The sequence below is a fragment of the Bacillus sp. AL-1R genome, assembly GCF_052180195.1.
GTDB lineage: Bacteria > Bacillota > Bacilli > Bacillales > Bacillaceae_G > Gottfriedia.
The window spans coordinates 543432-569961 of the sequence record NZ_CP197469.1 but is presented as its reverse complement, the minus strand read 5'-3'; the positions used below and the strand labels follow the sequence as shown (position 1 = coordinate 569961).

31 protein-coding genes are annotated in these 26530 nt (G+C 32.7%); 8 read left to right on the top strand and 23 right to left on the bottom strand.

Going from position 1 to position 26530, the window contains the following annotated elements:
- Nucleotides 1-7: 7 nt before the first annotated feature.
- Both ACSBO6_RS02710 and kapD read right to left on the bottom strand, forming a co-directional pair.
- Nucleotides 8-190: a hypothetical protein gene (locus ACSBO6_RS02710; RefSeq protein WP_098845104.1), complete on the bottom strand. Its 183-nt coding sequence runs from the start codon at nt 188-190 to the stop codon at nt 8-10.
- A gap of 191 nt (nt 191-381) precedes the next feature.
- A complete protein-coding gene (kapD, locus tag ACSBO6_RS02705) occupies nt 382-1002 on the bottom strand; it encodes a 3'-5' exonuclease KapD (protein ID WP_098845105.1) in 621 nt (206 codons plus the stop codon).
- A 240-nt stretch (nt 1003-1242) separates the two neighbouring features.
- On the opposite strand from kapD, the gene ACSBO6_RS02700 reads away from it, so the two are divergent.
- Nucleotides 1243-3114: a transglycosylase domain-containing protein gene (locus tag ACSBO6_RS02700; RefSeq protein ID WP_098845106.1), complete on the top strand. Its 1872-nt coding sequence runs from the start codon at nt 1243-1245 to the stop codon at nt 3112-3114.
- A 51-nt stretch (nt 3115-3165) separates the two neighbouring features.
- Here the strand turns inward: ACSBO6_RS02700 and ACSBO6_RS02695 are convergent, their stop codons facing one another.
- The 9 genes from ACSBO6_RS02695 to ACSBO6_RS02655 all read right to left on the bottom strand — a co-directional run bounded on the left by ACSBO6_RS02695 (nt 3166) and on the right by ACSBO6_RS02655 (nt 10447).
- Nucleotides 3166-3723 carry a DUF5366 family protein gene (locus tag ACSBO6_RS02695; RefSeq protein ID WP_098845107.1) on the bottom strand — a complete coding sequence of 186 codons (558 nt, stop codon included), beginning with the start codon at nt 3721-3723 and terminating at the stop codon, nt 3166-3168.
- Nucleotides 3724-3919: 196 nt separating this feature from the next.
- Nucleotides 3920-4306 (bottom strand): PaaI family thioesterase, encoded by a 387-nt coding sequence (locus tag ACSBO6_RS02690; protein ID WP_286138268.1) that lies wholly within the window; start codon nt 4304-4306, stop codon nt 3920-3922.
- A 644-nt stretch (nt 4307-4950) separates the two neighbouring features.
- Nucleotides 4951-5586 (bottom strand): 3D domain-containing protein, encoded by a 636-nt coding sequence (locus tag ACSBO6_RS02685; RefSeq protein WP_286138269.1) that lies wholly within the window; start codon nt 5584-5586, stop codon nt 4951-4953.
- Between the two features lie 83 nt (nt 5587-5669).
- A complete protein-coding gene (locus ACSBO6_RS02680; protein ID WP_286138270.1) occupies nt 5670-5987 on the bottom strand; it encodes a YuiB family protein in 318 nt (105 codons plus the stop codon).
- A 93-nt stretch (nt 5988-6080) separates the two neighbouring features.
- Nucleotides 6081-6560, bottom strand: a complete 480-nt coding sequence (locus ACSBO6_RS02675) for an NUDIX domain-containing protein (protein WP_098845109.1) — start codon at nt 6558-6560, stop codon at nt 6081-6083.
- 186 nt (nt 6561-6746) lie between these two features.
- Nucleotides 6747-7964 carry an NAD(P)/FAD-dependent oxidoreductase gene (locus tag ACSBO6_RS02670; RefSeq protein ID WP_142339186.1) on the bottom strand — a complete coding sequence of 406 codons (1218 nt, stop codon included), beginning with the start codon at nt 7962-7964 and terminating at the stop codon, nt 6747-6749.
- 698 nt (nt 7965-8662) lie between these two features.
- Nucleotides 8663-9016 carry a HesB/IscA family protein gene (locus tag ACSBO6_RS02665; protein WP_098845110.1) on the bottom strand — a complete coding sequence of 118 codons (354 nt, stop codon included), beginning with the start codon at nt 9014-9016 and terminating at the stop codon, nt 8663-8665.
- Nucleotides 9017-9883, bottom strand: coding sequence for a diaminopimelate epimerase (gene dapF, locus ACSBO6_RS02660; RefSeq protein ID WP_098845111.1), 867 nt, complete (start codon nt 9881-9883; stop codon nt 9017-9019).
- A 327-nt stretch (nt 9884-10210) separates the two neighbouring features.
- Entirely contained in the window at nt 10211-10447 is a 237-nt protein-coding gene (locus ACSBO6_RS02655; protein ID WP_098845112.1) for a YuzB family protein, read from the bottom strand.
- 195 nt (nt 10448-10642) lie between these two features.
- On the opposite strand from ACSBO6_RS02655, the gene ACSBO6_RS02650 reads away from it, so the two are divergent.
- On the top strand, nt 10643-11710 hold the full coding sequence (locus ACSBO6_RS02650; protein ID WP_098845113.1) for an NAD(P)/FAD-dependent oxidoreductase: 1068 nt from the start codon (nt 10643-10645) through the stop codon (nt 11708-11710).
- A gap of 64 nt (nt 11711-11774) precedes the next feature.
- Here the strand turns inward: ACSBO6_RS02650 and ACSBO6_RS02645 are convergent, their stop codons facing one another.
- The 3 genes from ACSBO6_RS02645 to ACSBO6_RS02635 form a co-directional block, all read right to left on the bottom strand.
- The gene (locus ACSBO6_RS02645) at nt 11775-12740 is read right to left on the bottom strand and encodes an SPFH domain-containing protein (protein ID WP_218937218.1); all 966 of its coding nucleotides are present in this window, start codon (nt 12738-12740) and stop codon (nt 11775-11777) included.
- A gap of 15 nt (nt 12741-12755) precedes the next feature.
- Nucleotides 12756-13175 (bottom strand): NfeD family protein, encoded by a 420-nt coding sequence (locus ACSBO6_RS02640; protein ID WP_098845114.1) that lies wholly within the window; start codon nt 13173-13175, stop codon nt 12756-12758.
- A gap of 211 nt (nt 13176-13386) precedes the next feature.
- Nucleotides 13387-13689, bottom strand: coding sequence for a DUF1462 family protein (locus tag ACSBO6_RS02635; RefSeq protein WP_098845115.1), 303 nt, complete (start codon nt 13687-13689; stop codon nt 13387-13389).
- Nucleotides 13690-13811: 122 nt separating this feature from the next.
- Between ACSBO6_RS02635 and ACSBO6_RS02630 the strand changes: the two genes are divergently transcribed.
- Nucleotides 13812-14039, top strand: a complete 228-nt coding sequence (locus ACSBO6_RS02630; RefSeq protein ID WP_025671774.1) for a NifU family protein — start codon at nt 13812-13814, stop codon at nt 14037-14039.
- A gap of 42 nt (nt 14040-14081) precedes the next feature.
- Here ACSBO6_RS02630 and yutH read toward each other — a convergent pair whose 3' ends face one another.
- A complete protein-coding gene (yutH, locus tag ACSBO6_RS02625; RefSeq protein WP_498844645.1) occupies nt 14082-15080 on the bottom strand; it encodes a spore coat putative kinase YutH in 999 nt (332 codons plus the stop codon).
- A gap of 593 nt (nt 15081-15673) precedes the next feature.
- Between yutH and ACSBO6_RS02620 the strand changes: the two genes are divergently transcribed.
- Nucleotides 15674-16195 (top strand): phosphatidylglycerophosphatase A family protein, encoded by a 522-nt coding sequence (locus tag ACSBO6_RS02620; RefSeq protein WP_098848694.1) that lies wholly within the window; start codon nt 15674-15676, stop codon nt 16193-16195.
- Nucleotides 16196-16306: 111 nt separating this feature from the next.
- Here ACSBO6_RS02620 and ACSBO6_RS02615 read toward each other — a convergent pair whose 3' ends face one another.
- Nucleotides 16307-17077, bottom strand: coding sequence for a TIGR01457 family HAD-type hydrolase (locus ACSBO6_RS02615; RefSeq protein WP_498844110.1), 771 nt, complete (start codon nt 17075-17077; stop codon nt 16307-16309).
- An 83-nt stretch (nt 17078-17160) separates the two neighbouring features.
- Nucleotides 17161-17610, bottom strand: a complete 450-nt coding sequence (locus ACSBO6_RS02610) for a DUF86 domain-containing protein (protein ID WP_098848692.1) — start codon at nt 17608-17610, stop codon at nt 17161-17163.
- A gap of 149 nt (nt 17611-17759) precedes the next feature.
- On the opposite strand from ACSBO6_RS02610, the gene glpX reads away from it, so the two are divergent.
- Nucleotides 17760-18737, top strand: coding sequence for a class II fructose-bisphosphatase (gene glpX, locus ACSBO6_RS02605; RefSeq protein WP_498844109.1), 978 nt, complete (start codon nt 17760-17762; stop codon nt 18735-18737).
- Between the two features lie 3 nt (nt 18738-18740).
- Nucleotides 18741-19010: a DUF3055 domain-containing protein gene (locus tag ACSBO6_RS02600; protein ID WP_498844108.1), complete on the top strand. Its 270-nt coding sequence runs from the start codon at nt 18741-18743 to the stop codon at nt 19008-19010.
- A gap of 218 nt (nt 19011-19228) precedes the next feature.
- Here ACSBO6_RS02600 and ACSBO6_RS02595 read toward each other — a convergent pair whose 3' ends face one another.
- Complete coding sequence (locus ACSBO6_RS02595) at nt 19229-19504, bottom strand: YutD family protein (RefSeq protein WP_098848690.1); 276 nt, start codon at nt 19502-19504, stop codon at nt 19229-19231.
- Nucleotides 19505-19595: 91 nt separating this feature from the next.
- On the opposite strand from ACSBO6_RS02595, the gene ACSBO6_RS02590 reads away from it, so the two are divergent.
- Nucleotides 19596-20207 (top strand): YhcN/YlaJ family sporulation lipoprotein, encoded by a 612-nt coding sequence (locus tag ACSBO6_RS02590; RefSeq protein ID WP_098848689.1) that lies wholly within the window; start codon nt 19596-19598, stop codon nt 20205-20207.
- A gap of 228 nt (nt 20208-20435) precedes the next feature.
- On the opposite strand, the gene lipA is transcribed toward ACSBO6_RS02590, so the two are convergent.
- On the bottom strand, nt 20436-21320 hold the full coding sequence (gene lipA, locus ACSBO6_RS02585; RefSeq protein ID WP_098848688.1) for a lipoyl synthase: 885 nt from the start codon (nt 21318-21320) through the stop codon (nt 20436-20438).
- Nucleotides 21321-21505: 185 nt separating this feature from the next.
- Between lipA and ACSBO6_RS02580 the strand changes: the two genes are divergently transcribed.
- Nucleotides 21506-22495 (top strand): M23 family metallopeptidase, encoded by a 990-nt coding sequence (locus ACSBO6_RS02580; RefSeq protein ID WP_098848687.1) that lies wholly within the window; start codon nt 21506-21508, stop codon nt 22493-22495.
- A gap of 106 nt (nt 22496-22601) precedes the next feature.
- Here ACSBO6_RS02580 and yunB read toward each other — a convergent pair whose 3' ends face one another.
- The 4 genes from yunB to ACSBO6_RS02560 form a co-directional block, all read right to left on the bottom strand.
- Nucleotides 22602-23429, bottom strand: a complete 828-nt coding sequence (gene yunB, locus ACSBO6_RS02575) for a sporulation protein YunB (RefSeq protein ID WP_180233033.1) — start codon at nt 23427-23429, stop codon at nt 22602-22604.
- A 68-nt stretch (nt 23430-23497) separates the two neighbouring features.
- Nucleotides 23498-24601 carry an HD-GYP domain-containing protein gene (locus tag ACSBO6_RS02570; protein WP_498844107.1) on the bottom strand — a complete coding sequence of 368 codons (1104 nt, stop codon included), beginning with the start codon at nt 24599-24601 and terminating at the stop codon, nt 23498-23500.
- A gap of 147 nt (nt 24602-24748) precedes the next feature.
- On the bottom strand, nt 24749-25051 hold the full coding sequence (locus ACSBO6_RS02565) for a YunC family protein (RefSeq protein WP_098848684.1): 303 nt from the start codon (nt 25049-25051) through the stop codon (nt 24749-24751).
- A gap of 72 nt (nt 25052-25123) precedes the next feature.
- A complete protein-coding gene (locus ACSBO6_RS02560; protein ID WP_498844106.1) occupies nt 25124-26527 on the bottom strand; it encodes a bifunctional metallophosphatase/5'-nucleotidase in 1404 nt (467 codons plus the stop codon).
- Between the last annotated feature and the right edge of the window lie 3 nt (nt 26528-26530).

Here is a 26530-nt window from a genome sequence, read left to right as displayed (position 1 = left end):
AAATATTTTATTCACGTAATGATTTTTTTTCTTTCGATTCCATTAAGTCTGTTATTCGCTTTTCTTCTTTTTTCGATACTCTTTTTATTAAATAAAAAGTTAAAAATGCACCGATCATAAAAATAATTAATGAAATAACGGCAGGTATATATTCAGTTTTATCTTCAGGAAAATATAAAAACTCCATCATAGTCCCATCACCCCATTGCCAATTATACAAAGTATTCTATAATAATCAAAGTAAAATGAAGTATTGTCCAAAAGATTCTCATGATAATTAAGTTGTTTCTTGGTGATTTCCTGCGGGATGCTCGCTTTCCTTAAGGTTCATTTCCTATTTCAACAGAATAAAAAACCAACTGATTTAAAATCAATTGGTTTTTAGTATGAAGATATTCTTTTCTTTAATAAAGAAAAATCAATTAAATCTCCTAAGGTCGCTGGTGCAGGCTTTTTCATATATTGCTTATCTTTTTCTACTAATTTATAAATATGATAGGTCGTTAATGCATCGTCTAGTGCTTTGTGGTGATTTCCAGTTCCATCTTTCCCATACTCTTTCATTGCGTTCCAAAGGCCGGTTTGATTTTGGTTGCCGAAGAAGGTTTTGTACTCAAGACATAAATCTCTTACTTCCCCATGAATTGGGAATGAAATATTGGCAGCCTCGCAATTATGTTTTAGTACTCTCATATCCATATTTCCCCAAGTAATAACAGTGGTTCGATAGTTTTTTGTCGATTCATTTAATATTTCTGCAAGTTCTTTTAACTGTATTCCATGGTCAACATTCTCTTGTGAAATATTGAGAAACCTTTTGCATCTTGAGGATAACATTGGAAATTGCAGTGGTTTAACAAATGAAGAATATGTTTGATTAATCTCATCATTAATGACACTTACAAAACCAACTTCAATGATTTCCGGAAAAAATTTAATTCCTTTTGATTTTCCATCGGGCATTGTAAATTCAAAATCAATAAACAGGAACTGCTCTTTCATTTCCTCACCTCCAGAAAAATAAATTTTCTGATTTTTACTTATTGTCTTATATGATTAGCGAATATTCAAGTAAGACAAATTTCCTATTTTCAACTTTATTCCTTATTTATTAATACAACCAATTTGTGTAAAAAATAACATAAGATGCCCATCAAGTTGAAAAATCGTGTTAAAATAATATCGTTCGTTTATTTAATTCTTTAAACGAATTAAAAAATAGAAAGTATATAGAGGGCTATTATGAAAAAAATTATTGGATTTATTATTATTATAATAAGCTTTCTTGTCTTTTATTTCACATCTCAGCAAGCTATGATGGCATATGAGACCTCAAAACATATTCCCAAAAAGAAGGTAGAAGAACTGCCTGTTGTTTCTTTATCACAGAACAGTGTATTTTATGATCGTAATAATAATCCTTTTTATATTCCTGCTTCTGGTGATAATAGAATTAATTTAAAAAGCGGTGATATTCCGCAACTAGTAAAAGATATCTTTATTTCTACCGAAGATCGATATTTTTATTCACATAAGGGTATTGATTTATTTGGAGTTGCTAGGGCATTTATGGTGAATGTTTCGAATAGTGGAATAGAACAGGGAGCTAGTACAATTACACAGCAACTTGCAAGAAATTTATATTTAACTCAAGCGCGTACAGTCGAGCGCAAAATGAAAGAGATTCAAATCTCTTTACAACTTGAAAAGCAATACTCTAAAGATGAAATTTTAGAAATGTACATTAATACAATTTATTTTGCAAATCGAAACTATGGAATTGAAGCTGCAAGTAAAGCATATTTTAGCAAATCGGCAAAAGATTTGAGTATTGCTCAAACAGCCTTTGTATGTACAATTCCAAATAACCCAACTTTATATGATCCGTTGAGAAACTTTAATAATGCTAAAAAACGTCAAGAAAGAATCTTAGGTATTCTTAGAGATCAGGGAAAAATTACTGAACAACAGTATACAGCTGCTATGAAAGAAAAGATCACACTAAAGAAAGATAGTAAAACACAGGAATATCCTGATTACTATTCTTACGTCGAATCTGAACTGAAGAGTATTTTAGCTGGTAAAAAAGGAAAATTTAATACTGGTAAACTATCAGTCGCACAACAAACTGAATTGAAAAAATTAAAAACTCTTCAAGAAAGAGCATTGTATTTACAAAATCAAGGTTTAAAAGTCTATACAAGCTTAAATCCATCAGTTCAACAAGCAACAGTCAGCGCAGTGAATCGAGGTACAATCTCAACAAATACGCAGGGCGCTGCAGTTGTCGTAAAAAATGATACACATGAAATTATTGCAATTTCTGGGGGAAGAAACTATGAACCTCACAATCTAAATCGAGCATTCCAATCATATAGACAGCCAGGTTCAACTATTAAGCCAATACTAGTTTATGCGCCATATATCGAAACTTTTGGTGCTACTCCAGATACAAAAGTAAATGCAGATAACTACTGTAAAGGCACGTATTGTCCTAAAAATGATAGTAAAAAAGAATACGGAGATGTAACCCTACGTACTGCTATGCAGAATTCATATAATACAGCTGCAGTTCGATTATATGAGCAACTTACACCACGTGTAGGATATTCATACTTAGATAAGTTCGGGTTTAGAACGATTACAAATAAAGATCGTATAGAGCTTGGTCGTGCTCTTGGTGGCTTTAATGTTGGTATGTCGCCATTAGAAATGACAGATGCATACTCTACATTTGGTAACAATGGGGTATTCTATGAAAATACTGCTATTAAAAAAATTACGTTAAGAGATGGTACCGTATTATATGAGAATGAGCCAAAAGCAATTCGTGTATACAATCCATCAACGAACGAAACAATGAGAAGCATGTTAAACTCTGTCGTGAAAAATGGTACTGCTAGACATATCTATATGCCGTTAAACTATATAGGCGGTAAAACAGGTACAACTAACGATAATACGAATCTATGGTTCATGGGATTAACTTCGAATTATACAATAGGTACATGGATTGGTAATGATAAACAAAGAATTCCAATTCCAAAAAACTATTCTTACCCACCTACTCAACGCATATGGCAAAATATCGTTGTGAATGGCAAATTATATTAATCTATAAACAAAAAAGTAGCACTTTTGAAATCATCAAAAGTGCTACTTTTTTTAAAATGGCATTGAAGTTTTAAATTTAGCTAAAACTGTAAATGCCCCGTATACTACACCGCTTCCTACTAATCCCCACATGATTAATTGGATCATTATAAACCCAATGATTCCAACAATTGTATAGTTAGATCGTTGCTTTATTAAAAATAAAATATAAAATGCAATTACTGATAATAGTAGAATAATAGCAATATACACTAAAGATTTATTTAAAAAGATAGCAATTAATCCACCTATTAAAAAGACAAAAGAATATTTCTTAGATGCTAATAAGTCTACGCCTTCATTGTCTTTTGAGAATAGTAGTAGCGCAAATTGCCAGATCATTTCAGAAATTAATTTGAATCCACTCAAAACTAAATAGAAAAGAAATGCTATGCCTAGAAATGTAAGGATTCTAATTTCCTTCTCTGGAAGTAGATCTGTAAGTGGTTGTAGAATACCAGATACTGATAAAAAGTTTATAGTCATTTGAAAGAAGTTTAATGTAATGGCGACCGTAAACATAATAATTGATAAAAGTGCATTAAAGCCTGTGTAATATATATTTTTCATCGAATGTCTCCTTTCTTCTCTATCTCAAGAAAAATCTTAATTAGAGGATGTCTCACTTATCTTCGAATTTTTATATACACAACTTAATTATTTTACCATAAGTTTAAGCTAAAATTGATGAGTTTCTATTTTTTTCTTTTTTAGAGTCAAAAAAAAAACTGCAAAATTACAATTGTAATTTAACAGTTCATAAGAGCTAATTTCGTTTATCTTTAATCGCTACTGTACATCTCGAGATACAAACTAACTGCTCATCTTCTGAATAAATTTTTATATCCCAAACCATTGTCGTTTTACCTGTATGTACTGCAGTTCCAATTGCAGTTACGACACCATCACGAACAGAACGTAAATGATTTGCGTTTATTTCCAAGCCAAAAGCAAGTTGATTCTCTTGATCAATCATCGAAAACGTCCCTACACTCGCAACCGTTTCAGCTAAAGCAACCGAAGCTCCACCGTGTAAATATCCAAATGGTTGATGTACTTTGTCCGTTACTTCCATTTTCATTACTACTTTTCCTTCTTCAACTGACTCTATCGTCATGCCTAAAGCATGCATTAATGTCATTTTCTCTTCCATTTCTCCTCCGCCTCTCGATTAAAGCTGACCTGCTATAAACAAAATCTGTTTTCGTCATACTTGTTTGAAAAAAAATTTCTGTTTAACAAATTCTATTTTATTAAAAATTTTACTTATTTTAAATTCGAGATAATGAAAAGATTTTCCTTTTAATCAAAACAAATATCCAAATAACGTTGTAAACCCCTTGCTTTTAATATGCAAGGGGCATGATTTTATAGTACACCATCAAATCGCTTTTTTTGCATACTCTTTTAAACTACTCATTTGTTTTATGAGTATTCGTTTTGAAATCCAACCGAATAAAAAGCCCATCATTTTAGCTGCAATCGAATGCATTTCCAACCTACATTCGTAATCTAAACTGGGTTGATTAGTAGCTACAGAAAAAAAGTGATAAATTGCCTCAACTGTAAAACTTGAATGCTTTAAGCGAACTCCTAACTCTTTTGGTGGTAAATAAGAAATGATTTCTCCATCATATTCTTGAATTTTTCCACCTTCTTTTAACTTTTAAGTATTCTCAATAAATCCTTCCATCCACTCTTTTATATGAGCATCTGAATCAACAACTTCAAATACCGCTTCAATTGGTGCATGAATGATTAAACTATATTTTGTTTTTGACATTATCCATTTTTCACCTAATTTCTTGTTTGCTGCCTGAATACTTGTAATGAATTTTGCTCATTTAATTCCTTTAGATCAGACTCTGTAAACCGTCCATTACCTTGTTTAATGATATATACATTTAATTTCTTCTTGCCCCAATGCTCAAATACATCTCCAACTGTCTGAAAATATAAATCCAAATGATTTCCTTTAACTGCTGCACCTTTATCTGCGACTACTCCATATCCGTACCCTGGGATAAATAATATCGTTCCGATTGGAAATACGTTTAAGTCGGCTGCAATGGTTGAAAATAAATCCCTTTTTACTTCTACACCTGAGTAAGTAATTCCATATGAATGATCTTTAGGACTTTTTCCCGTTGATTCCCTTCCGGCTGTATAGCCAGTTGCTGTAACTGTTATCTTTTTATAATTATTCCAATTCGTATTATGTTCGATGTTTTTTGCCATCGTAATCATTATGCTCTCATTTGTGATCGTTTTATTTTCTTCTGCAAATACTTTATTTATAGCAATTGAATCGCTAAACCATCCTTTTATCGTTGCGACTTGAATATTTGCAAGGATTTTTAAAGAAGAAACCAAAGCAATAATGAATAAAATAGATAAAATAATATGTCTAAATAATTTTTTATTTATACCCAATGAATCATTTCACTCCTTTTCATCTTTTCATCTTTCCCCAAAACAAAAAAAATATAAAAAAAACTTTCTCATACGTGAGAAAGTTAGAACATTTGATATCCATTTTTTCTTAATGACAGGATTACTACACCTGACATAATTGCACCTATTAAACCAGCTGTTAAAATAACAATATCACCAGTTCCTACTGACATTAGATTTGTTTTTAATGTCTCAAAAGCTGCAGAAGTATTCGTAAAATATTTTACTGTACTAATCTTGTCCACAATCATAACGATTAATAGTGGATAAATTACTACCATAAACCAAGTTGTTCGAAAAAGCATATTAGCTAGGAAACCGATTCCAAAGGCTAATACGAAAAATAGCAATATTGAAATTAGTAAAACTGGAATACTCATCACCATATAAAAACACCCCACATTTTTTCTATATACAGTGTAAAACCTTCTTGTCCTATCGTCAATTTTCTAAAAATTCAAACCATTAAAAAATCACTTAATAAAGTGATAGGTAGTATATTGGAATTGATCTCCTGGGTTTAAGCCTTTTACAACTTCCATTGGCTTATTCGGAGGATTTTCAATTAAGTATTTAATTAGTAATGAAGATGTTGGATCATCTATTAGCTCTTCTTCAGAAATAAAACGGGCATCTGATAACTCTTCTTCTTGAATCGTTATCATTGTATCATCTGCCTGTAATAAGAAAATTAACATATTATCACTAATTTCTTCGCGAATAACACCAGTCCTAACACCTATTAACCCAATTAAGGTTGCATTAACGCCTGTTTCTTCTTTAATCTCTCTTAATACTGCTTGGTCGACAGTTTCATCTTGTTTTACAAAACCTGCTGGTAAAGACCATAAACCTTTTAATCCACTATATTTTTTCTTTACAACTAACCATCTTCCGTTAGAGTCTTTCACTAAACCAGCTACTCCTAGCCATACATTGCTTCTTTTACTCATCTAATTATGACCACCTTTACAATAAAGAAAAATCATCTATTGGCGAGCTTTTAGGCGATGATAGAGAACGTAGTTGCCTATTTTAAACTTAATGCCTAAAATAGGCAACTACGTCTAGAATTCTTCACCACTGCCAATTTAATCAATATACAAAGAAAAAGCCCGACTTAAGTCGAGCTAATATGCTTATAGGAAGTTTAATTTACCTTTTTTAAGAACTAACATTGGTCCGCCAAGTAAGAATAAGTAACGGTTATCAATTACTTTCTTCATAAATGAAGCTTTCCAACCAGTTAATTTTTTACCATAAACTACACCAATTGCATCATCATGTCCTAATGAACATACTGTACCTTTAATGTCCGGTGTAAACTCTTCAAGTTCACCTTTTCCACGAACTAATACAGCTAAGTTATGTGCAACGTTAAATCCTTGTTGGATTGCAATTTGTGCTGTTGGTGGGTATGGACGGTTACTTGATTCGTCGATTAATAAAGCAGAATCACCAACGATAAATACATCATCATATCCTGGAACTCGCATATCTTTTGTAACTTTTACACGTCCACGCATAGCTTCGAAGCCAGCTTGCTCTACTAATGCATTTCCACGTACACCTGCAGCCCAAACAACTGTTGCAGAGTTGATTTTCTCTTCTACATCACCTTTAGCAACGATGATTCCATCTTCAGTACATTCTTTAATAGCTGTACCAATTTTAAATTCAACGCCTTTTTTCTCTAATTGAGAAACAGCATAGTCAACTAATTCAGGATCAAAACCTGGTAATACCATTGGAGCAGCCTCTACGCAGATAATACGAACTAAATCACGATCGATATCATATTCTTTGCATAGTTCTGGTACGCGGTTTGCAAGTTCTCCAACAAATTCGATACCTGTAAATCCAGCTCCACCAACGATAATTGTTAATAACTCATCGCGTTTTTCAACTGGTGTATTGTAATATTTAGAGAAGCTATAATCAATATGCTCACGAATTTGACGAGCAGCATTAATGCTTGCGATTGAGAATGCATGTTCTTTTAAACCTTTAATTCCAAATGTTTCTGACTCAAAACCAAGTCCAACTACTAAATAGTCGTAGTTTAATTCGCCGTTAGAAAGAATAACTTTCTTTTCTTCTGGTTTAATTTGAGTAACAGTATCTTGGATAAAGTTTACTTTACTTGGGTTAATCACGTCTTTAATGTCAAGGCGTGTACGGTCATGATGTAATGTACCTGCTGCATTTTCATGTAACCAAGTCGTTTGGTAGTGGTAACTATTTTTATTTACTAATGTAATGTCCGCTTCATTTGCAGATAATGTTTTTTGAAGTCGAGTTGCAGTAATAATTCCACCGTACCCAGCTCCAAGGATTACAATCTTAGGCTTGTTCATGATATACATACCATCCTTTTAAATTATATTAAGTACCTACAATTTGCTGTCATATCTCTAAATTTATAACTAAGCTCAATAGTGAGCAATCTGATACATTATAAATTAGTATAAAGTTAAGCAAATGATTATATAGGAATATTTGTCTAAATATTTCGTATAAATTGTCACAAAATGTTAACAATTTGCCTATAACAATATTAAAGTTTTTTGTATAAGATTTCAAGATAAATCTAATCTGTAGAATTCTCGAAATTTTAAGCTAAATTGGTTATTTTTTGGCCACACCTCAATTTTTCTGCATAAAATATGATATTATTCTATAATAGATGACAAGCATTTATACATCGCATATTGATCCAACTGCAAAAGTACTTCCAGGTCCTTCAATTTTCTAAGGCAGTCTTTTTTAGAATCACTTGTGATATATTGAACAATATACACCATAATTCGTGAACTACTTCACAACCAACTCCTTAAAAAACCAATTCAATTTTTATCTACACTATATAATAGTACACAACTTCAAAAAAGATTCAACAATTTCCCGTGAATTTGTAAAAATATTAACAATTAAGAATTTAGCCTAAGTTGTTTAAAAGAAAAAATAGGATACAAAAGTATCCTATAAGTGCGTAATCTTAGTTCAAAAATATTGAAATTTAGACTGACTAAAGAATGATTTCAGGTAGTCTGAATTAGCACTCTTCAGGAGTACCTGCATTCGTAGCTGTTCTAAAACTAGAACCACAACCACATGATGCAATTGCATTTGGATTATCGATTGTAAATCCGCCACCTAGTAATGATTCTTTGAAATCAATTACAACTCCTTTTAAAATAGGAGCACTTTCATTATCAATTAAAAACTTAATGCCATGATATTCTAATTCTGTGTCATCGTCGTTTTTTTGTGGATCGAAACCAAGTCCATATGAAAGTCCAGAGCAACCTCCACCTTTAACACCTAAGCGAACAAAAGTGTTTTTGTCTTCTTCGTTTTCAATCATTTCTTTAATTTTTAAACCTGCTTGTTCAGTAACTGTAATCATTTATTTCACTCCTCTTTTAGTATAGTATATGCCTTCTGTTATTGTAACTGCTGGGCCTTTCATCCATACATCCCCATCAGTAGACCAAGTAATTTGTAAATCTCCACCTTGTAGGTGAACAGTTATCGGTTCATCTCGTTTATATTTTCCTTCTTGTATCATAGCGACTGCTGCAGCACAAGCTCCTGTTCCACAGGCTTGAGTTACGCCAGAACCTCGCTCCCATACAACGAAATTTATCTCATTATGCGGCAAACATTCGATAAATTCAACATTTACGCTCTCCGGAAATAAATCATGTTTTTCAACAATTGGACCTAAAGTTGTTAATGGTGCCTTTTTTATATCACTTACTTCAAAAACAGCATGTGGATTTCCCATCGATACCGCAGAAAATTCATAGCTTTTTTCTTCAAATAAAATACTGTCTCTAGCATATTCCTGATCATCACCAATCATTGGAATTAGAGATCTTTGGAATATTGGTTTACCCATATTTATTGTTACTTCATTAACAATATTATTTTCAACATGTACTGTAGCTTCAACAATTGTACTGATCGTTTCAATCTTAAACGAAGTATTATTTACAATTCCATGTTCGTATGCATATTTCGCTACACATCTTAGGCCATTACCACAATTTTTAGCTTCTGATCCATCATTATTAAATACGCGCATTTTAACATCACAAACTTCTGATGGGCAGATTAATATCATTCCATCACTACCAATACCTGTATTAATATTTGAAACTTCGACTGCAAGTTTAGCCAGCTCTTCTTCTCTTAAATTTTCTTCAAACAGATTAACATAAATATAGTTATTTCCTAATCCATGCATTTTTGTATAACGAAAAGAATTCATTTTCATGACTCCTTACTTTTTTTATTAATACAAGTATAAAATTTTAATGAATTGAGCACAATAAGAACATCCCCCGTTTCTCGATATAGAAACATTTTAAGAGCTTCACTTAGGTGAATGCTCATTTTTTTGCATCAATTTTGCTAAATTTTTTAAAATAGTTTACGTAATTATAATTGTATTTGTTAATGTGATTAAACGAAAGAAGAGTATTTTAAATGGTTAAATAAGAGGATCGTCGATGAATGGTTAACGAGTTACGACTGAACTTTTGTAGAAATTGCTCGAAACATATAAAAAAGCACTGTTAATTATTAACAGTGCTACTTATATTAACATATTTTCTTCTAAGAAAATATAAATATTATCTACTAGCTCGGTTGCCGTTTCTCCAGTTACTACTTCCCCTTCAACTAGTGCAAAAAGTGATAGATTACATTTTCCACAATATCCAAGGCAGCCATATTCTAGTATATCTAGATTTGGATCACGTTCAAGCTGTTCTAAAGCCTTTTGTGCACCGTCTGCTAGGTTTTTTATACAAAATTCGATTAATGGTCTCACTCTTTTTCACTCCTTGCTCCTCATAAAGTTACTCTTTTTTTTTAAAAACGTCAACCTTTTGAGAATATATGGAATGAGCGTTATTTTACAGAGTTAAGCGTTGTTATTTTAACATAAAATATATATAATATAATTGTCGAAAAATAGAAAAATTTTTTCATTCAACGCTAATAAAACAAAAGGGGAACATCAACTATGAAAAACCTCGTATTACTAGGTGCCGGATATGGAAATATTCGTGCTTTGTCACGTCTATTAACATCTGATTTGCCTGAGGATGTTCATATCACATTGATTGATCGAAATTCTTTTCATTGCTTTAAAACTGAGTATTATGCATTAGTTGCAGGTACGGTTCCAGAGCAACACATTAGAATACCATTACCAACTCATGAGAAATTAAAAGTTGTATATGGAGATATTACTACAATTGATACGGCAAACAAGAAAGTAGAATTAAGCAATGGAAAATCAGTTTCTTATGATGATTTAATTATCGGTTTAGGTTGTGAGGATAAATATCATAACGTACCTGGTGCACCTGAATATACTTATAGTATTCAAACAATTGAAAAAACAAGAAACGCTTATGAAAATGTAAACAGTCTACCTCCTAATTCAGTAGTCGGTGTTGTAGGTGCTGGATTAAGTGGAGTAGAAGTAGCTAGTGAGCTAAGAGAAAGTAGAAGCGATTTAGAAATTTTACTTTTTGATCGTGGAAGCCGAATTTTATCAATGTTTCCAGAAAAACTTAGTTATTATGTTCAAAACTGGTTTATTGAGCACGATGTAAAAATTGTTAGCAATTCTAACATTACAAAAGTAGAGAAAAATACTTTATTTAATCATGATGACAAGATTCATTGTGACGCTGTTATTTGGACAGCGGGAATTCAACCTGTTGAAGTTGTCCGCAATTTAGACGTAGAAAAAGACAATACAGGAAGAGTCGTTGTAACGAAATATCATCATTTACCAGACGATGAGCATGTTTATGTAGTTGGAGATTGTGCTTCATTACCATATGCACCTTCTGCACAACTTGCGGAAGCTCAAGCAGAACAAATCGTTATGGTTCTACAAAAAAAATGGAAAGGTGAAGACCTTCCAGAAGTAATGCCTAAAATAAAACTAAAAGGTATTATGGGCTCATTAGGTAAAAAACACGGTTTTGGACTATTCAATGAACGCCCACTAATCGGTCGTGTTCCAAGATTAATTAAATCCGGAATCTTATGGATGTATAAATACCACAATGGTTGATTAACTAATCATCTTTTTAGCTATACTTAAAAGCCCCTTAACAAAATGGCTAAGGGGCTTTTTTTTATTCTGTTTTATCAGATTTAATAACCTCTTTTACACTTTCAACCATACCTAGAAGCTTTGTAGCGTCTGTCGGAATAACAAGTTTTGATGCATGACCATAAGCTACTTTTTCTAAAGCTTCCATTGAACGCAATTGAACCATTTCTTTAGTTGGCTCTGCATTTCTCCAAACATCTAACACAAGTTGTTCCCCTCTAGCTTTTGCTTCAGCAAGTTTAATGATTGCCTCTGCTTCCCCTTCAGCACGTAAAACTTGAGAATCTTTATCTCCTCGAGCTTTTTCAACTTGGCTTAAACGTTCCCCTTCAGCTTCAAGAATTTTTGATTGCTTTTCTCCTTCTGCTTTCAGGATTTTTGATTCTTTTTCACCTTGTGCATTTAATACTTTTTCACGACGAGTACGTTCTGCTTGCATTTGTCGCTCCATCGCATTTTGTATATCAATTGGTGGAATGATATTTCGGATCTCTACACGATTTACTTTCATACCCCATTTATCCGTTGCTTGGTCAAGAACAGCACGGAGTTTATTATTAACAGTATCACGACTTGTTAAAGTTTCATCTAAATCTAATTCCCCTATTAAGTTACGTAAAGTAGTAGCTGTTAAATTAGAAATTGCAGACAGTGGATTAGCAATTTCGTATTCATGTCGTACAACATCAGTTACTTGATAGAAGACAACTGAGTCTACTTGGATACTAACATTATCTTTTGTAATCATCGATTGTGGTGGGAAATCTACCACAGTCTCACGCAAAGTTTTTTTACTAGCTACGCGTTCAACAAATGGTATGACAACGTGAATTCCACTCTCTAATTTACGATGGAATTTCCCTAATCGTTCCACTAGATACACTTCAGATTGTCTAACAATGCGAATACTAGATAACAAAAGTAAAACAACAAATAAAACAATAATTCCAATAATAATTGGACCAACCATAGAACCTACATCAGACATAACATTTCTCCTCAATTAGTTATTTTTTACGTATAAAGTTGCACCTTCAATTTTTGTTACAATTACCTTTTTATTTATAAATAATGGTTCTGTAGAACGGATTGTCCATTCATCACCATAAACTTTGGTCGTACCTACTGTATCATCATTTAATTCAACAGATGCTACAACGACCTCTTTACCAACTAAAGCATATACTCCATTTTCAATCGTTTTTTGTTGGTGGATTCTTTTTGCAAATTTCTTAGTACTAAGCCACAAAATTAATGCACTAATAACAAAAACGATAAAAGTAAAGGTGTTTGATCCTGTTAAATAACTTACAACTGATGCTAGAATACTCGCAATACCGATCCATAAGAATACAAAGGTTAATGAAAACATTTCGATGATAATTAATAAAACTCCAATTACAAATAAACTGATCGCAACCATTCCACCCCTCCTCCCAATTCTATATATATGCCAAAAATTGTAATTTATTTATTTTACACTTCTATTCTATCATGATTATCCCTTGCATTTTACCTAAAATATTGAATTTTATTAAAACATTTTAATTTTTGCAAAGAATCATTTACTCAAATTTTTTGCTTCAATAGCAGTAAAAAACCCCTTACATATTTTTGTAAAGGGGTTTAATTTATTATAATTCAATGGCGTTATATACATCTTTTAATCTTGGATTACCTTCACCAACAACATTTCCATTTACTAAAACTACCGGATAGAAAAATTCATCATTTCTAACTCGGTTGGCGAAATCTTCTTTTTCTTTATTCTCTACATTAAATATATCAATGTATTGAAAATCAAAGGCTAAGTCAGGATATTTTCTTTGAAGTGCAGCTTGAAGCCATTCAAATGTTTCAATTGATGATGGCATTCCTACACAACTTGCACATATTACTTCAGCTCCAAAAACTTCCACTAAAATTTTATTACTCATTTTCTCCTCCTAGCATACAATAAATGTGTGTCCTAAAATAATTTCAAACACACAAAGTACTCTGTAATAGATTTTTTCCTCTTAACTGATTATAATAAAATTAGTGAAAGGAGTCGATATGAATGGACATGAAAGAACAAGTACAAGAAGTTTTAGATAAATTAAGACCGTTTTTACTACGTGATGGTGGAGACGTTGATTTAGTTGATATTGAGGATGGAATTGTTAAACTTCGCCTTTTAGGTGCATGTGGCAGCTGCCCTAGTTCAACGATTACACTAAAAGCTGGTATTGAGCGAGCTTTATTAGAAGAAGTACCTGGTGTAATTGAAGTAGAGCAAGTATTCTAATATATTTTCAATACTAAAAGAGAGGGATAACCACCCTCTCTTTTACTTTAGCCATTTAATTTCGCGAATCCCTAACTTAGCAGTTGGTAGTCCGATTAAATCATAAAATCCACCTAAAAAAGCTTCGAACTCGTTAGTATTTTCAAGATAATTAACTAACTTACGTTCATACCTTTTTCGATCCGAATCGCTTTTTGCCAAGTAATACCCTTCAATTGTTTCAAAATAGTGAACAGGGAAAAGAAGTCTTGCAAATAACAAACGCCACGCAAAAGTCGACAATGGACTTTTCTTTTCATAACCATAAAAAAATGAAAGGATTTTCTTTTGATGATTACTGGGATTCTCTAAATATTCATCCCGAACCCATTCTGCAAGGTCTCTGCTTGGATGATCATAAATCCATTCAATCGGTACTTTCGCAAAATGAATTTCTTTCTGTCTTCTTTCAGTCATTTTTTGATGACAAATTGTTGCTGCATCAACAATTTGAGGAATATCATCTAGTTCTGTATCTACAACATATTGAATGGCATTTTCAGTCATTCCGAGATAATAAGGAAAAGATTCAATAAATATTTGTTCGAAAAAATTTTCAGGATGACTATTCACTTTACTTTGCCAAAATCTTTCTAACTGCTCTAAACGCTTTTCCCATAAATTCTTCCATTTCCCGATCCTATTTAATCTTTTCAATTCACCTGAATATTTTTTCCCTCTTAAATGAAAAATTGCCAGTTCTTCACCGTTATTATTACTGCGTTCATTTTGTCTGTTACTTTTAAATAATGAATAATTATTTCCATCAATCTTACTCACATAATACCCTTGAACATTTTGAACAAAGGTTGCGACCGATTGATCTCCAGTTGAGCTCATAAAATCACTTAAGCTTTTCATTTCTTGCAAATCATCTTCTTTTAAATTTACAATAGGTGCAAGAAAATACACCCTATTCCGCTGCCAAAACATGTAATATGACTGTACTTGAAGTAATTCAGCTGGTTGTATTTGATAATGAGTAAACATGTCTTGAATGATGTTTTGGTTGCGAATAAACATCATCACTCACATCCTTCTTATAACTACTTAATTAATATATATGTCACAAATCCCAAAACCTGTACCCTACTTTTTCACTTTCTATAGATAAACCCGAATGGCCATACACAAAAAAGGAGAGAATGACGTAGTATATATGAAATGTGGAAGCGAGTTGGTCAGCCCCGACAAGCATAAGAACAATGACAAAAAAGGTTGCTTTTTACCTTTATTGGCATTGGGCTTATGACCTCGAGGGGCTACTCGCTGGAACTAGACATCACGAAATGTGGAAGCGAGTTGGTCAGCCCCGACAAGCATAAGAAGAAGGGCTAATCGTTTGAACTCTACTATACAAAAATATAAAGGCAATGATTCAACAGATAAGAAATTAGTAATAAATTAGATGTTCTAACAATTTTTACGATCTTTTAACTTTATTTATAAAGGGGAATTTTGTTCGATATCGAATCATATATAATTAATCCTCTTATTTCAAATAATTTATAGTAAAAGTTTTACTTATTTTATGAAATCTCCATTTTAGTTATTTTTATAGTAATTAAATCAATCGATAAGGAAAAGGTGATGAAATGGAATATTTAAATCACGATTTAGAAAAGACTGCATTATCGTTATTAGAAAAAAGAGGTGTTACACTCGATGACATTGCGGAATTAGTTTACTTTTTACAAAGTAAATATCATGAAAATTTATCTAAAGAAGAGTGTAAACACAATGTTGAGAGGGTCATGACAAAACGTGAGATACAAAATGCCATCATTACTGGTATTGAATTAGATATTTTGGCAGAGCAAGATAAATTACAGGAGCCTTTGTTGGCTATTATCAAAAAAGATGAAGGTCTTTATGGTATTGATGAAATAATTGCCTTATCGATCGTAAATGTATATGGTTCAATTGGATTCACGAATTACGGTTACATCGATAAATTAAAACCTGGAATTTTAGAAAGATTAAACGATAAATCAACAGGCTTAGTAAATACATTTTTAGATGATATTGTTGGAGCGATTGCAGCAGCTGCTTCTAGCAGACTTGCTCATCGCGCCGCACATAAAAAGGCTGATCAAATTAAAGCGGAAGATGAATAAAAAAGAGTGGAAAAAAAAAATGTGAATCCACATTTGAGACTACTTTACATTTGAAATGCACAAAAAAACCACTAGTATTTACTTTACTAGTGGTTTCTTTCTGGTTTACGCTTAAATATACTTAATCCACTCTTCTAATGAGTCAACTGAATAAGTTGGCTGCGCTTCGTAATTTGACAACATATCTCTCGTCGTAACACCAGTATGGACGATTAATGTGTCAACACCAGTATTAATCCCAGCCATAATGTCTGTATCATAATAATCACCAATCATTAGTGTATCTTCTTTTGCTACACCAAGAACTTTTAATGCTTGTTCCATAATAATTGATTCAGGTTTTCCAATAAAAATTGGTTTTACTGTAGTAGAAACTGTGATAACAGATGTTAGTGAACCATTTCCAGGTAATAAACCTCTTTCTGTTGGAATTGCGATGTCGCCATTAGTAGAAATAAATGTCGCGCCATTTCTTACAGCTATACAAGCCTTTGCTAATTTCTCGTAATTAATACTACGGTCTAAACCACTAATTACAAAATCAGGATTTTCATCTGTAATTGTTAAGCCAACTTCCTCTAAGGCATATTGTAAGCCTTCTTCACCAATCATATAAACCGTAGCATCTGCCTTTTGTTCTTTTATGTAATTTGCTGTGGCGTTACTCGTTGTAAAGACCTGTTCTTTTGTAGTTGGAATATTAAAGGAATTAAGTTTATCAGCAACTTGTTCTGGTCTACGTGTAGAATTATTCGTTACAAAAAGATATGGAATATTTTTTTCCTTCAGCGCTTTTATAAAAAGACTAGCTTCCTCTATTTGCTCCTCACCACGATACATCGTTCCATCTAGATCGATTAAGTATCCTTTATATTGTTTCATATTGCCACTCCTTACTAGTAGCTGTTCACTCAGTAAGTGGAGCAAACAGCGTCAGAATCAAATTTTCAAATGAGAAATTAAGATTATTTTTCCTCATCACCACTAAAAGCATTTATTACTCCTAGTTCTTTATCAAGAAAAGCTTGAACCGAAACTGGGAATTCCTTATATGCTTCTATATTTTCGCTTAATGTCATCACTATTTTTTCTGTAATTGAAGATGTGTAATCTTGTAATAGATGTTTTCGAATTGGAATTAATTTTTTTATTGATTCTCCAACTGATGCAGTTATAACCTTTTCATCCATTAGAATATCAACAATATCATCATAGCTTCCTGGGTCCCTCATGATAAAGCCATCAATCATTGTATTTCCAATATCTAACATACTGTCAATCAAAAGATGTGTCATTCTTTCCAATGCTAATTCTTCTACTTTATTTTTTGGATGGCTGTTTGACACATAAAACTCCAGCATAGAATTTAAAATTTCAATTCGATCTAATATGTTTTGACGATTTACAAAATACATATGTACACTTCCTTCTCAGTTCTATCTTCTACATTTTATGGACTTATATTTATTTTATAGCTAAATTCGAAAAAAATCGACAAATGAAAGCGTTTCTTACCGATTTTTGTTATATTATATAGGTGAATATTTTTCTGGGGGTTGGACTTTTGGAGCGTGAATTAGCACTAGAGATTGTAAGAGTTACTGAAGCTGCTGCCCTTGCTTCTGCTCAATGGATGGGACGCGGTAAGAAAAATGAAGCTGATGACGCTGCTACTTCTGCAATGCGTTCGATGTTTGATTCAGTAAATATGGCGGGTACTGTAGTAATTGGTGAAGGTGAACTCGATGAGGCACCAATGCTTTATATAGGTGAGAAATTAGGAACTGGTAATGGACCAGAAGTAGACATTGCAGTTGACCCTCTAGAAGGAACAAATATCCTTGCTAAAGGCCATGCAAATGCAATGGCAGTAATCGCAATTTCTGATAAAGGTAACTTATTACATGCACCTGACATGTATATGGAAAAAATAGCTGTAGGTCCTCGTGCTGCTGGTAAAATATCATTAGATGATCCGATTGAAAAAACGATAGATATTATTGCTGAAGCAAACAATAAACGTGTACATGATTTAACAGTAATTGTCCAAGAAAGACCTCGTCATGAGGAAATTATTGAACGAATTCGTGAAAAAGGTGCTAGAGTTAAATTATTTGGTGATGGAGATGTTGGTGCTGTTATAGCTACAGCATTACCTCAAACCGGAATCGATCTTTTCGTAGGTACTGGAGGTGCTCCAGAAGGTGTTATAGCCGCTGCAGCAATAAAAGCTCTTGGTGGTGACATGCAAGCCCGATTAATACCAATGAATAAAGAAGAAGAACTACGTTGTATGGATATGGGTCTTTCTAACCCAAGACAATTATTAACATTAAATGATTTAGTAAAAGGTGACGATGCAATTTTTGCTGCTACAGGCGTTACTTCAGGTGAATTACTTGAAGGTGTTACTTTCTTAGGAGGAGACTTAGTCGAAACTCATTCGATTGTTATGAGAAGTAAAACAAAAACTGTGCGACATATTAAAGCGCATCACCATTTAGGATACAAACCCAATCTAATTAGTATAATGGAGGAATAAAAAATGTCAGAGCGTTTTTTCTTATATGATGACACTATTCAAGCAAAGACTCGTTTTGTAAGCTTTATGGGAGAAGAACAAAGACATGATCTTGCTTTAGTATATTCTGATCGTCATTATGGCAAAGTAATGATAATGGACATGCAAAGTAATCGATTTGCAATTATTGGTCCAGATGATTTAAAAGAAGAAGGTTACTTAGAATTTGCTTTCGGAATTTCTGAAGAAAAGGCTGCAGAATTATTAGATTTTCTTGGTGAAATAATTTTCTAATATTACATTTCTGTGGATAAATAAATTATTTTTACTAAATAATCTGAAAAATAGTGGATAACTAAAGAGTTGTCCACTATTTTTGTGATTAAGTCTATAGTTATACACATGTTTTGTTGAAAGATTCAAACTTATCCACAAGGTTTATACTGTTTCAAAAAATCAAAAAATATTTTATCCACAAAATAAAATAAAAAAATGATGGGATTTTTTCCCCATCAATTTTTTACTTTCTTAACTACAAAATATTTACAACCAAAATTACAATACTCATAAATATATTCACGTAACGTACTTATTTTTGAATCATATGGAACATTTTTTTGAGAATCATCAAAAAATCCTCTAAGTCTTAATTGCTCATAGCCCCAATCCCCAACAATGTAATCATATTTTGAAAGGATTTCTGCATATCTCGCTTTGAAGGCTTCTTCATTAAATCCTTCACGATAATTTTCAACTATTTCATAGCAAATATTCTGTATGCAAACCACTTTGTATTCTCCTTCCTTTTACTCCCATTAATATGTAACCAATATTAAGGCATACTAATTTTACATTGATTATTAAAAGGTGGTATTTAATATGCGTAAATATTTAGTTTGTTTATTAACTTTATTTTTATTAACAGGATGTTCATTCGGTCCAAGTAAATCGAGACAGTTCGATTATGAGGATGTAACATATAAAAATGAACATCGATCAAATCCAACACCTAAACAATTAAATACGAGTCCAATGGATTTAGGCGATGTTAATGCAAAAATGTCAAATAACTCTTACAAAGATTATGGCTTTTCTAGACTACAAAAGCAAGATGTTTTAGGTAAAGATGGTGATTATACATTAACAATTGATAAACAAGAAGTGTCAAAATTCATTTCTTATTTAGTTGTAAAGCTTCCTAATATTGACGATGCAGCTACACTAGTAACAGACCAGGAAGTATTGATTGCTTATCGATCTGATGGTGATAAAAAACTAGCTAGAAAACAAGTTGAAAAAACTGCTCAATCTGCACTTCCTAGTTATTACCATATCTTTACTTCAAATTCAATTCAAAATATAAATAATATCGAGGACCTAAATAAATACGGTCAGCTTAATGATGGTCAATTAGAGCAACAAATAAAAGAATTGGCTAAAGGTTTTGATATCGATAAACAAAGCTTGCATTTTGATCAGATTTCAAAATAATAATCACAAAATAAAAGCACTAGCATCAGCTAGTGCTTTCAGACTGTTGACAAACGCTCGCTTTCTTCGTTGCTTCGCCTGTCTGCGGTGCTCATTACCGTCTAGGGTAACTCTGCTCCTCACCAGGCTTCGCGCTTCGAAAGACAAGCGCTTGCAATCAGTCTGAAAATCAAGTTTTTTGTACTTTGTCTACACACTGAAAGCACTAGCATCAGCTAGTGCTTTTTTTTATGCTTGTTTAGCAGCTTCTACTTGTTCGTCAGCATGGTATGATGATCGAACTAAAGGACCAGCCTCACAGTGTGAGAAACCTTTTCCTAAAGCAATTTCTTTTAGAGCCGCAAACTCGTCAGGAGTATAGTATTTTTTTACAGTTAAATGAGTTTTCGTAGGTTGTAAATATTGACCTAATGTAATGATATTTACACCTGCAGCACGTAGATCATCCATTGCTTCATAAATTTGTTCGTTTGTTTCACCTAATCCAAGCATGATGCTTGATTTTGTAGGGATGCTAGGGTTAATTTCTTTTGCTCTACGTAAAAATTCAAGTGATCTTTCATACGTAGCTCTTGCACGAACACGTGGAGTTAATTCTCTAACCGTTTCAATATTATGGTTCATAATATCTGGTTTTGCATCCATTAGCATTTTAAGGTTTTCAAACTTCCCACCCATATCAGATGGTAATACTTCAATTGTAGTAAATGGATTTGCTTTTCTAACTTCTCTAACAGTTTCTGCAAATATAGCTGCTCCGCCATCTCTTAAGTCATCACGAGCAACCGCTGTAATTACTACGTGCTTTAAATTCATTTGAGTGACTGATTCGGCAACTCGAACTGGTTCTTGTAGATCAAGTTCAGTTGGTAAACCAGTTTTAACTGCACAAAAACGACATGCACGAGTACAAACTGCACCAAGTATCATAAATGTAGCTGTTTTTCTAACCGCCCAACATTCATGGATATTTGGACAACGAGCTTCTTCACAAACAGTGTGAAGATTTTTTGATCGCATCATCTTCTTTAATTCTGTGTAAGATTCATTTGTGTTTAATTTTATTTTTAGCCACTCAGGCTTTCTTAAATATTCTTCTTTTTTTGATGCCATTTGAAATTCCTCCAACGTTTATTCGTTTACGACATATTTCATTTTCTCTTCCAATAGTTTATATATTACTACATTTTTCGAGGATATGAAAAACTTTCGTATTAATATCTCTATTATCCTATAATTTCCATTTATGAAAGTCGCTCCTTTAACCAAACTATAGATGTAAATCAATTTAAAGGATGATGGTTTTGAAAAAAATAATTGTACTTTTATGTATGGTGGTTATCTTCATTATGCCATCATTTGCAAATGCAGAAGAAATAGATCAAGCTCAGCTTAACAAAGAACGAATGGCCTTATATAAAAAAGGTGAAACACTAACCTTTATTCCATGGTATTACTTTGCAGCGATAGATACTTATGAACGAAATGTACGGAGTGTACGAAACGATATACCAAAACGTGAAAATGGAGTCCTTTCGATCTATATTAAACCAGAGGATTGGAGCGGATTAACCAATCCAGTTAAGAAAGACACATACGCTCCTACTATTCATTTATTTAGTGGAATCGGTTTAGATGGAAATAATGATGGAAAAGCTTCATTAGAAGATGATGAGGATATTCTGTACACTTTCATTCACCGATTACATTTCTATGGCCCAACTAGGCAATATATTCGAATGATGCTATGGGATTACTACCAAAGAGCAATAACTGTTGATATTATCGATGAATATGCAAAATTGTACCAATACTACGGAAAATTAAATATAGAAGGTAATGCATTCCCATTACCAATTCGTAGTACACATAGTTATCGCAGTACTTGGGGTGCACCTCGAAGCTTTGGTGGACGAAGAGTTCATGAGGGTACTGACATATTTGCAAATTATGGTACTCCTGTTAGATCCACATGTTATGGAATTATTGAGACAAAAGGCTGGAATCGAATTGGAGGATGGAGAATCGGAATTCGAGACTTAAATAATAATTATCATTATTACGCTCATCTAGGTGGATTCAATAAAGATATTCAAAGAGGACAAGTTGTAGAGCCTGGAACACTCATCGGATATGTTGGAAGTACTGGTTATGGACCTCCAGGGACGTCTGGAAAGTTTCCTCCGCATTTGCACTACGGCATATACAAAGACAATGGCTACGCAGAGTGGTCTTTTGATCCTTATCCAAAATTACGTCTTTGGGAGCGTCAGGATAGAAGCAAATAAAAATTCGCAGACTTGACGAGCTTATAAGAGAAAGTTTCTCGAAAGTAAAATGAAAAAGCAGACTAATTTATACAACTGTACTAAGTTAGTCTGCTCTATTTTAAATTTATTTTTTTCCTTTTATAGTTGATGGAGTTTGCTGAGTATCTTGAGTAAATGGAATGAAATTAGGAACTTCTCCATCGATAATTTCAGTTGCAATTGGGACTTCTACTTTCACCTTTGTTGATTTAGTACTAAAAGGGATAATTACATTCATATTTACTTCTACATTCATAATAATTTCTACAACAGAATTATCAAATCCAAATGGCTTAACTTCTTGGGTAACATTAGCCACGGCATCACCGACTACAGAAAAGCGAACTGGTATAGTCGGTCCAAGTTTTCCTAAAAGTACTGTATTAGTAACGACTCCAATAGGTACTTTTAAATAAAAACCATCATTATCTGCTTTCATTTTTTCCATTTCGGCTTTTGATAACGATAAAAATGATATATCCCCATTTTCAACCCTACGTATATTTTCTTCAACTTGCTTAGTCGTCGAACCGATTATTTTATTGATTAAATATGTATTCGTACTGATTACTGCTTTACCGTTTTCATCTATATCACGAATAATAATTTCCTGCCCTTGTAATTCTTTAGAAGCAGATTCATATGCTTCATTGATTACTAAAGAAGCAATTCGTTTTGTTTGTTTCTCAGAATATTTTAAGATCGTTGGGGATAAAATTTTATCGATTTCCCAAAATGCATATAAGGAGAAAAATAATAAGACAATACTAATAACTACGAATTTATTTGGAAATAGATTACGGATTGATTGAGTAATTTTCGTTGTTGAACCAGTTTTAAATCCTCCAAAAGATTTTCTTTTTGAAACAAAAAGTTTTCTTTTTGGAACACGTCTGTATTTAAATCTTTTCATCGAATCCATGCCCCCTTATTAATGGGTATGCATGTCATTACCTGTTCATTCTTATAGGATTTGAACAATTAATAAACGATTTTTTTTACTATTTGAGTACACTCGATAATTTCTAATTTCACTTCTTTATCTAAATTCACTTCATAAGGAGTACTTACCTTTATTCCGTTTTCTTCAATTATCTGGACAAATGGACGTTCTGAAGATGCATCATTTTGCCTAGAAACAATCCCGCATCTACCATCATTCAATTTTACATGTAATCCCGTTGGATAAATGGTTAGAAGACAGCTAAATATGCTAATTAATTTAGCATCAAATAATTTAGCACTCCCACTAATTAATAATGTTAAGCCTTCACATGGGAGCATTGCTTGTCGATAAACTCGGTTTGAAGTAACCGCATCAAAAAAGTCACAAATTCCAATAATCTTTGCGAATAGATGCATTTCCTCACCAAATAATCCTTTTGGATAGCCGCTCCCATCGATCCTTTCATGATGCTGTAATGCACAATCAGAAACAACTCTTTGAATAGAAGGTATTTGTCGTAGGAGGTCGTATCCAGCAATTGTATGTTGTTTAATGAGATCATATTCATCCTCAGTTAAGCGATCTCGTTTATTTAAAATCTTTTTCGGAATAGCTATTTTCCCAACATCATGTAAAAGTGCACCTAATCCTAATAAATTAAGCTGGGTTTTATTTAAATTTAATTTCATTCCAATACCTAAAGAATACATAGCTACATTCAGTGAATGAGTGAAGATATCCTTGTCATATCGTAATACGTCAATTAATAGAGATAAAACATCTTTTTGTTGCCATAGTTCGTTTTGCAGTGATTTAATCATTTCTTTGAGCCTTGATGAGTTTTTTTCTGAAGATAGCCATCGTAAAGAAAAATCTGTATTAATTAATTTAACAAAATCATCTTCTATTTTTTGGGTGATTTCAATGCGAAGTTCGTCCGAAATTATTGTCTTTTCCTTTAAAAGTTCTGATAATTGATCATCTACTATAACAAATGGAATGGTTAACTTATGAATTCGCTTAATCATCTCTCCTGTTAAAGGAATATTTGCATTAACGATTATTTTTCCATGTTCATTAAAAACAGGTTTTCTTAAGATCGAGCCTGGAACAAGTGTTGAAGCTTCAACAACTCTCATTGTTTTCTCCTTGAACAATTTTATAATTAAATATATGGCTGATTCTAATCAGTTAATACTTTGTAATAATCAATTTTTGGAGCATTCAGACTAAGGGGATGTACTTTATCTATAAACTAAAGCCACTAAAATAACTTAGTGGCTTTTTTATATCATCTTTAATAATGCGTCTCTTCCAATCATCCCTTTTTGAATGCCTAACTTTTCTGCTTCAACAGTAATGGATTCTAAAGGCGCATTTAATAATTCTTCGATTGTTTTTACACCAACTGCTCGGCCTGCGATAATTTGACGGTCGCGCAGTCTGTCATTTAATAATGCTACATCTAATGCTCCACACATTATATACCCTTTATCATTCATAACGACCAATAAAGTAGTTTTTGGAAGTAAAACCGTAACAGCATTAAATGTATGATTTTCGATTTGAATTGGACTTAAATTGATCAAGTTCAACGCTCCTTTCTCATTCTAAAATATGAGAAAAAAGCAAAAGTGTAACCTGTCTAATCTTGATAAATTTTATTCATCTTTTAAAGCCCAAAACAACACATCGCGAATAAATTCAGGCATAAAGAACCTTTTATGACTAGCATCACGAATTGTAGGAATTAAATGTCCAAACGTAAATAAATCCAAAGTTCCGATCTCATATATTCGATTTAAATCTAGCATTTCTCCATTAATAAAAAGATCCTCTTGATAAAAAAGCCTTTTCTTATCCCTTTTTACAATAGTGATCCCATCATAAACCATTTTTCCAATTACTTTTCCTCTAAATCCAAAACCTTTCATCTTTAAATGAGTCAATTCTTTCTCTTCACATCGATTTAAAACCTCAAGTAATTCCTTACCAGACAAATGAACGACACATGGATTAATAGGATGTGGGCAAATTCGATGAATGTCCCCCTTTGTTATAAGCCCCTGCGTTAAGCCATCCAATAAAATACCAGAGTTTAGTATACTGATATCTGATTTAGTCCATTTGCGAAGTGCATTCGCTAATAATTTCAGTAAAGGACTATCTTTAAACCAATTTACATCCATGTTACTCGGTAGTTGTGTCACTGGTTCACTTAAAATCTCTTCACTTAGTCTCATTAAATTAGCCAACATCATTTTCGTCATTTCATCTTGATAATATTTAGGGACTGTATGTACTTCAGTAACTGAAGCTTCTGTATTGATAATACTTTTCGTCTCTTTATTTACAGTAATTAAAACCTCGCCTAAATAGTTACCGTGTTTACCTGTTCCACATAGTAAAGTTTCACCAGCATACTCACCATTTGGAAATAAATGATGAGTATGTGCACCTAAGATAATATCGACTCCTGAAAATTGCTCAGCGATTCTCTGATCGTCTCTCATACCTAAATGAGAAAGTATAATAACAATGTCTGATTGCGCTTTGACAATTGGTAGGATGTGTCTTAACATTTCAAACGGATCTTTTATACGCCATCCTAAAGTTTCATAAAAGACAGGGTAAGCGACAGTTAACCCAATTACGCCTAGCTTTACTCCATTTTTTTCATATATTTCAAAAGGCTTACTAAAGCTTTCAATACCATCATCTGTAATGGTTAAATTACCGACTAATACATCAAACTTTGCATTTTCGTAAAGGTTTAACAACTCACCTTTTGATAAAGTAATTCCTTCATTATTTCCAATTGTAATTGCATCAAACTTTGCATCATTTAAAAGTTCCACATTGCCCTTACCTAAAGTGGCCTCCGAAATTGGATGAAATCGATCAACAAAATCCCCAATATCGAAAGTAAGTGTAGCCTCACCTTTTCCTTTAGCTATCTCTCTTTTAGACTTCAACAAACCGACGATTGTTGCCCACGATTCAAAGTGGCTATGAATATCATTTGTATGGAACAACCGAATATTTATAGTTTGATTTGTTTCCATTGT

What these genes read in the sequence shown, in the direction of transcription:
- ACSBO6_RS02710 (WP_098845104.1), bottom strand. Translation starts at nt 190, where the DNA reads ATGATGGAGTTTTTATATTTTCCTGAAGATAAAACTGAATATATACCT.
- kapD (WP_098845105.1), bottom strand. Translation starts at nt 1,002, where the DNA reads ATGAAAGAGCAGTTCCTGTTTATTGATTTTGAATTTACAATGCCCGAT.
- ACSBO6_RS02700 (WP_098845106.1), top strand. Translation starts at nt 1,243, where the DNA reads ATGAAAAAAATTATTGGATTTATTATTATTATAATAAGCTTTCTTGTC.
- ACSBO6_RS02695 (WP_098845107.1), bottom strand. Translation starts at nt 3,723, where the DNA reads ATGAAAAATATATATTACACAGGCTTTAATGCACTTTTATCAATTATT.
- ACSBO6_RS02690 (WP_286138268.1), bottom strand. Translation starts at nt 4,306, where the DNA reads ATGGAAGAGAAAATGACATTAATGCATGCTTTAGGCATGACGATAGAG.
- ACSBO6_RS02680 (WP_286138270.1), bottom strand. Translation starts at nt 5,987, where the DNA reads ATGAGTATTCCAGTTTTACTAATTTCAATATTGCTATTTTTCGTATTA.
- ACSBO6_RS02675 (WP_098845109.1), bottom strand. Translation starts at nt 6,560, where the DNA reads ATGAGTAAAAGAAGCAATGTATGGCTAGGAGTAGCTGGTTTAGTGAAA.
- ACSBO6_RS02670 (WP_142339186.1), bottom strand. Translation starts at nt 7,964, where the DNA reads ATGAACAAGCCTAAGATTGTAATCCTTGGAGCTGGGTACGGTGGAATT.
- ACSBO6_RS02665 (WP_098845110.1), bottom strand. Translation starts at nt 9,016, where the DNA reads ATGATTACAGTTACTGAACAAGCAGGTTTAAAAATTAAAGAAATGATT.
- dapF (WP_098845111.1), bottom strand. Translation starts at nt 9,883, where the DNA reads ATGAATTCTTTTCGTTATACAAAAATGCATGGATTAGGAAATAACTAT.
- ACSBO6_RS02650 (WP_098845113.1), top strand. Translation starts at nt 10,643, where the DNA reads ATGAAAAACCTCGTATTACTAGGTGCCGGATATGGAAATATTCGTGCT.
- ACSBO6_RS02645 (WP_218937218.1), bottom strand. Translation starts at nt 12,740, where the DNA reads ATGTCTGATGTAGGTTCTATGGTTGGTCCAATTATTATTGGAATTATT.
- ACSBO6_RS02640 (WP_098845114.1), bottom strand. Translation starts at nt 13,175, where the DNA reads ATGGTTGCGATCAGTTTATTTGTAATTGGAGTTTTATTAATTATCATC.
- ACSBO6_RS02635 (WP_098845115.1), bottom strand. Translation starts at nt 13,689, where the DNA reads ATGAGTAATAAAATTTTAGTGGAAGTTTTTGGAGCTGAAGTAATATGT.
- ACSBO6_RS02630 (WP_025671774.1), top strand. Translation starts at nt 13,812, where the DNA reads ATGGACATGAAAGAACAAGTACAAGAAGTTTTAGATAAATTAAGACCG.
- ACSBO6_RS02620 (WP_098848694.1), top strand. Translation starts at nt 15,674, where the DNA reads ATGGAATATTTAAATCACGATTTAGAAAAGACTGCATTATCGTTATTA.
- ACSBO6_RS02615 (WP_498844110.1), bottom strand. Translation starts at nt 17,077, where the DNA reads ATGAAACAATATAAAGGATACTTAATCGATCTAGATGGAACGATGTAT.
- ACSBO6_RS02610 (WP_098848692.1), bottom strand. Translation starts at nt 17,610, where the DNA reads ATGTATTTTGTAAATCGTCAAAACATATTAGATCGAATTGAAATTTTA.
- ACSBO6_RS02600 (WP_498844108.1), top strand. Translation starts at nt 18,741, where the DNA reads ATGTCAGAGCGTTTTTTCTTATATGATGACACTATTCAAGCAAAGACT.
- ACSBO6_RS02590 (WP_098848689.1), top strand. Translation starts at nt 19,596, where the DNA reads ATGCGTAAATATTTAGTTTGTTTATTAACTTTATTTTTATTAACAGGA.
- lipA (WP_098848688.1), bottom strand. Translation starts at nt 21,320, where the DNA reads ATGGCATCAAAAAAAGAAGAATATTTAAGAAAGCCTGAGTGGCTAAAA.
- ACSBO6_RS02580 (WP_098848687.1), top strand. Translation starts at nt 21,506, where the DNA reads ATGGTTTTGAAAAAAATAATTGTACTTTTATGTATGGTGGTTATCTTC.
- yunB (WP_180233033.1), bottom strand. Translation starts at nt 23,429, where the DNA reads ATGAAAAGATTTAAATACAGACGTGTTCCAAAAAGAAAACTTTTTGTT.
- ACSBO6_RS02570 (WP_498844107.1), bottom strand. Translation starts at nt 24,601, where the DNA reads ATGAGAGTTGTTGAAGCTTCAACACTTGTTCCAGGCTCGATCTTAAGA.
- ACSBO6_RS02560 (WP_498844106.1), bottom strand. Translation starts at nt 26,527, where the DNA reads ATGGAAACAAATCAAACTATAAATATTCGGTTGTTCCATACAAATGAT.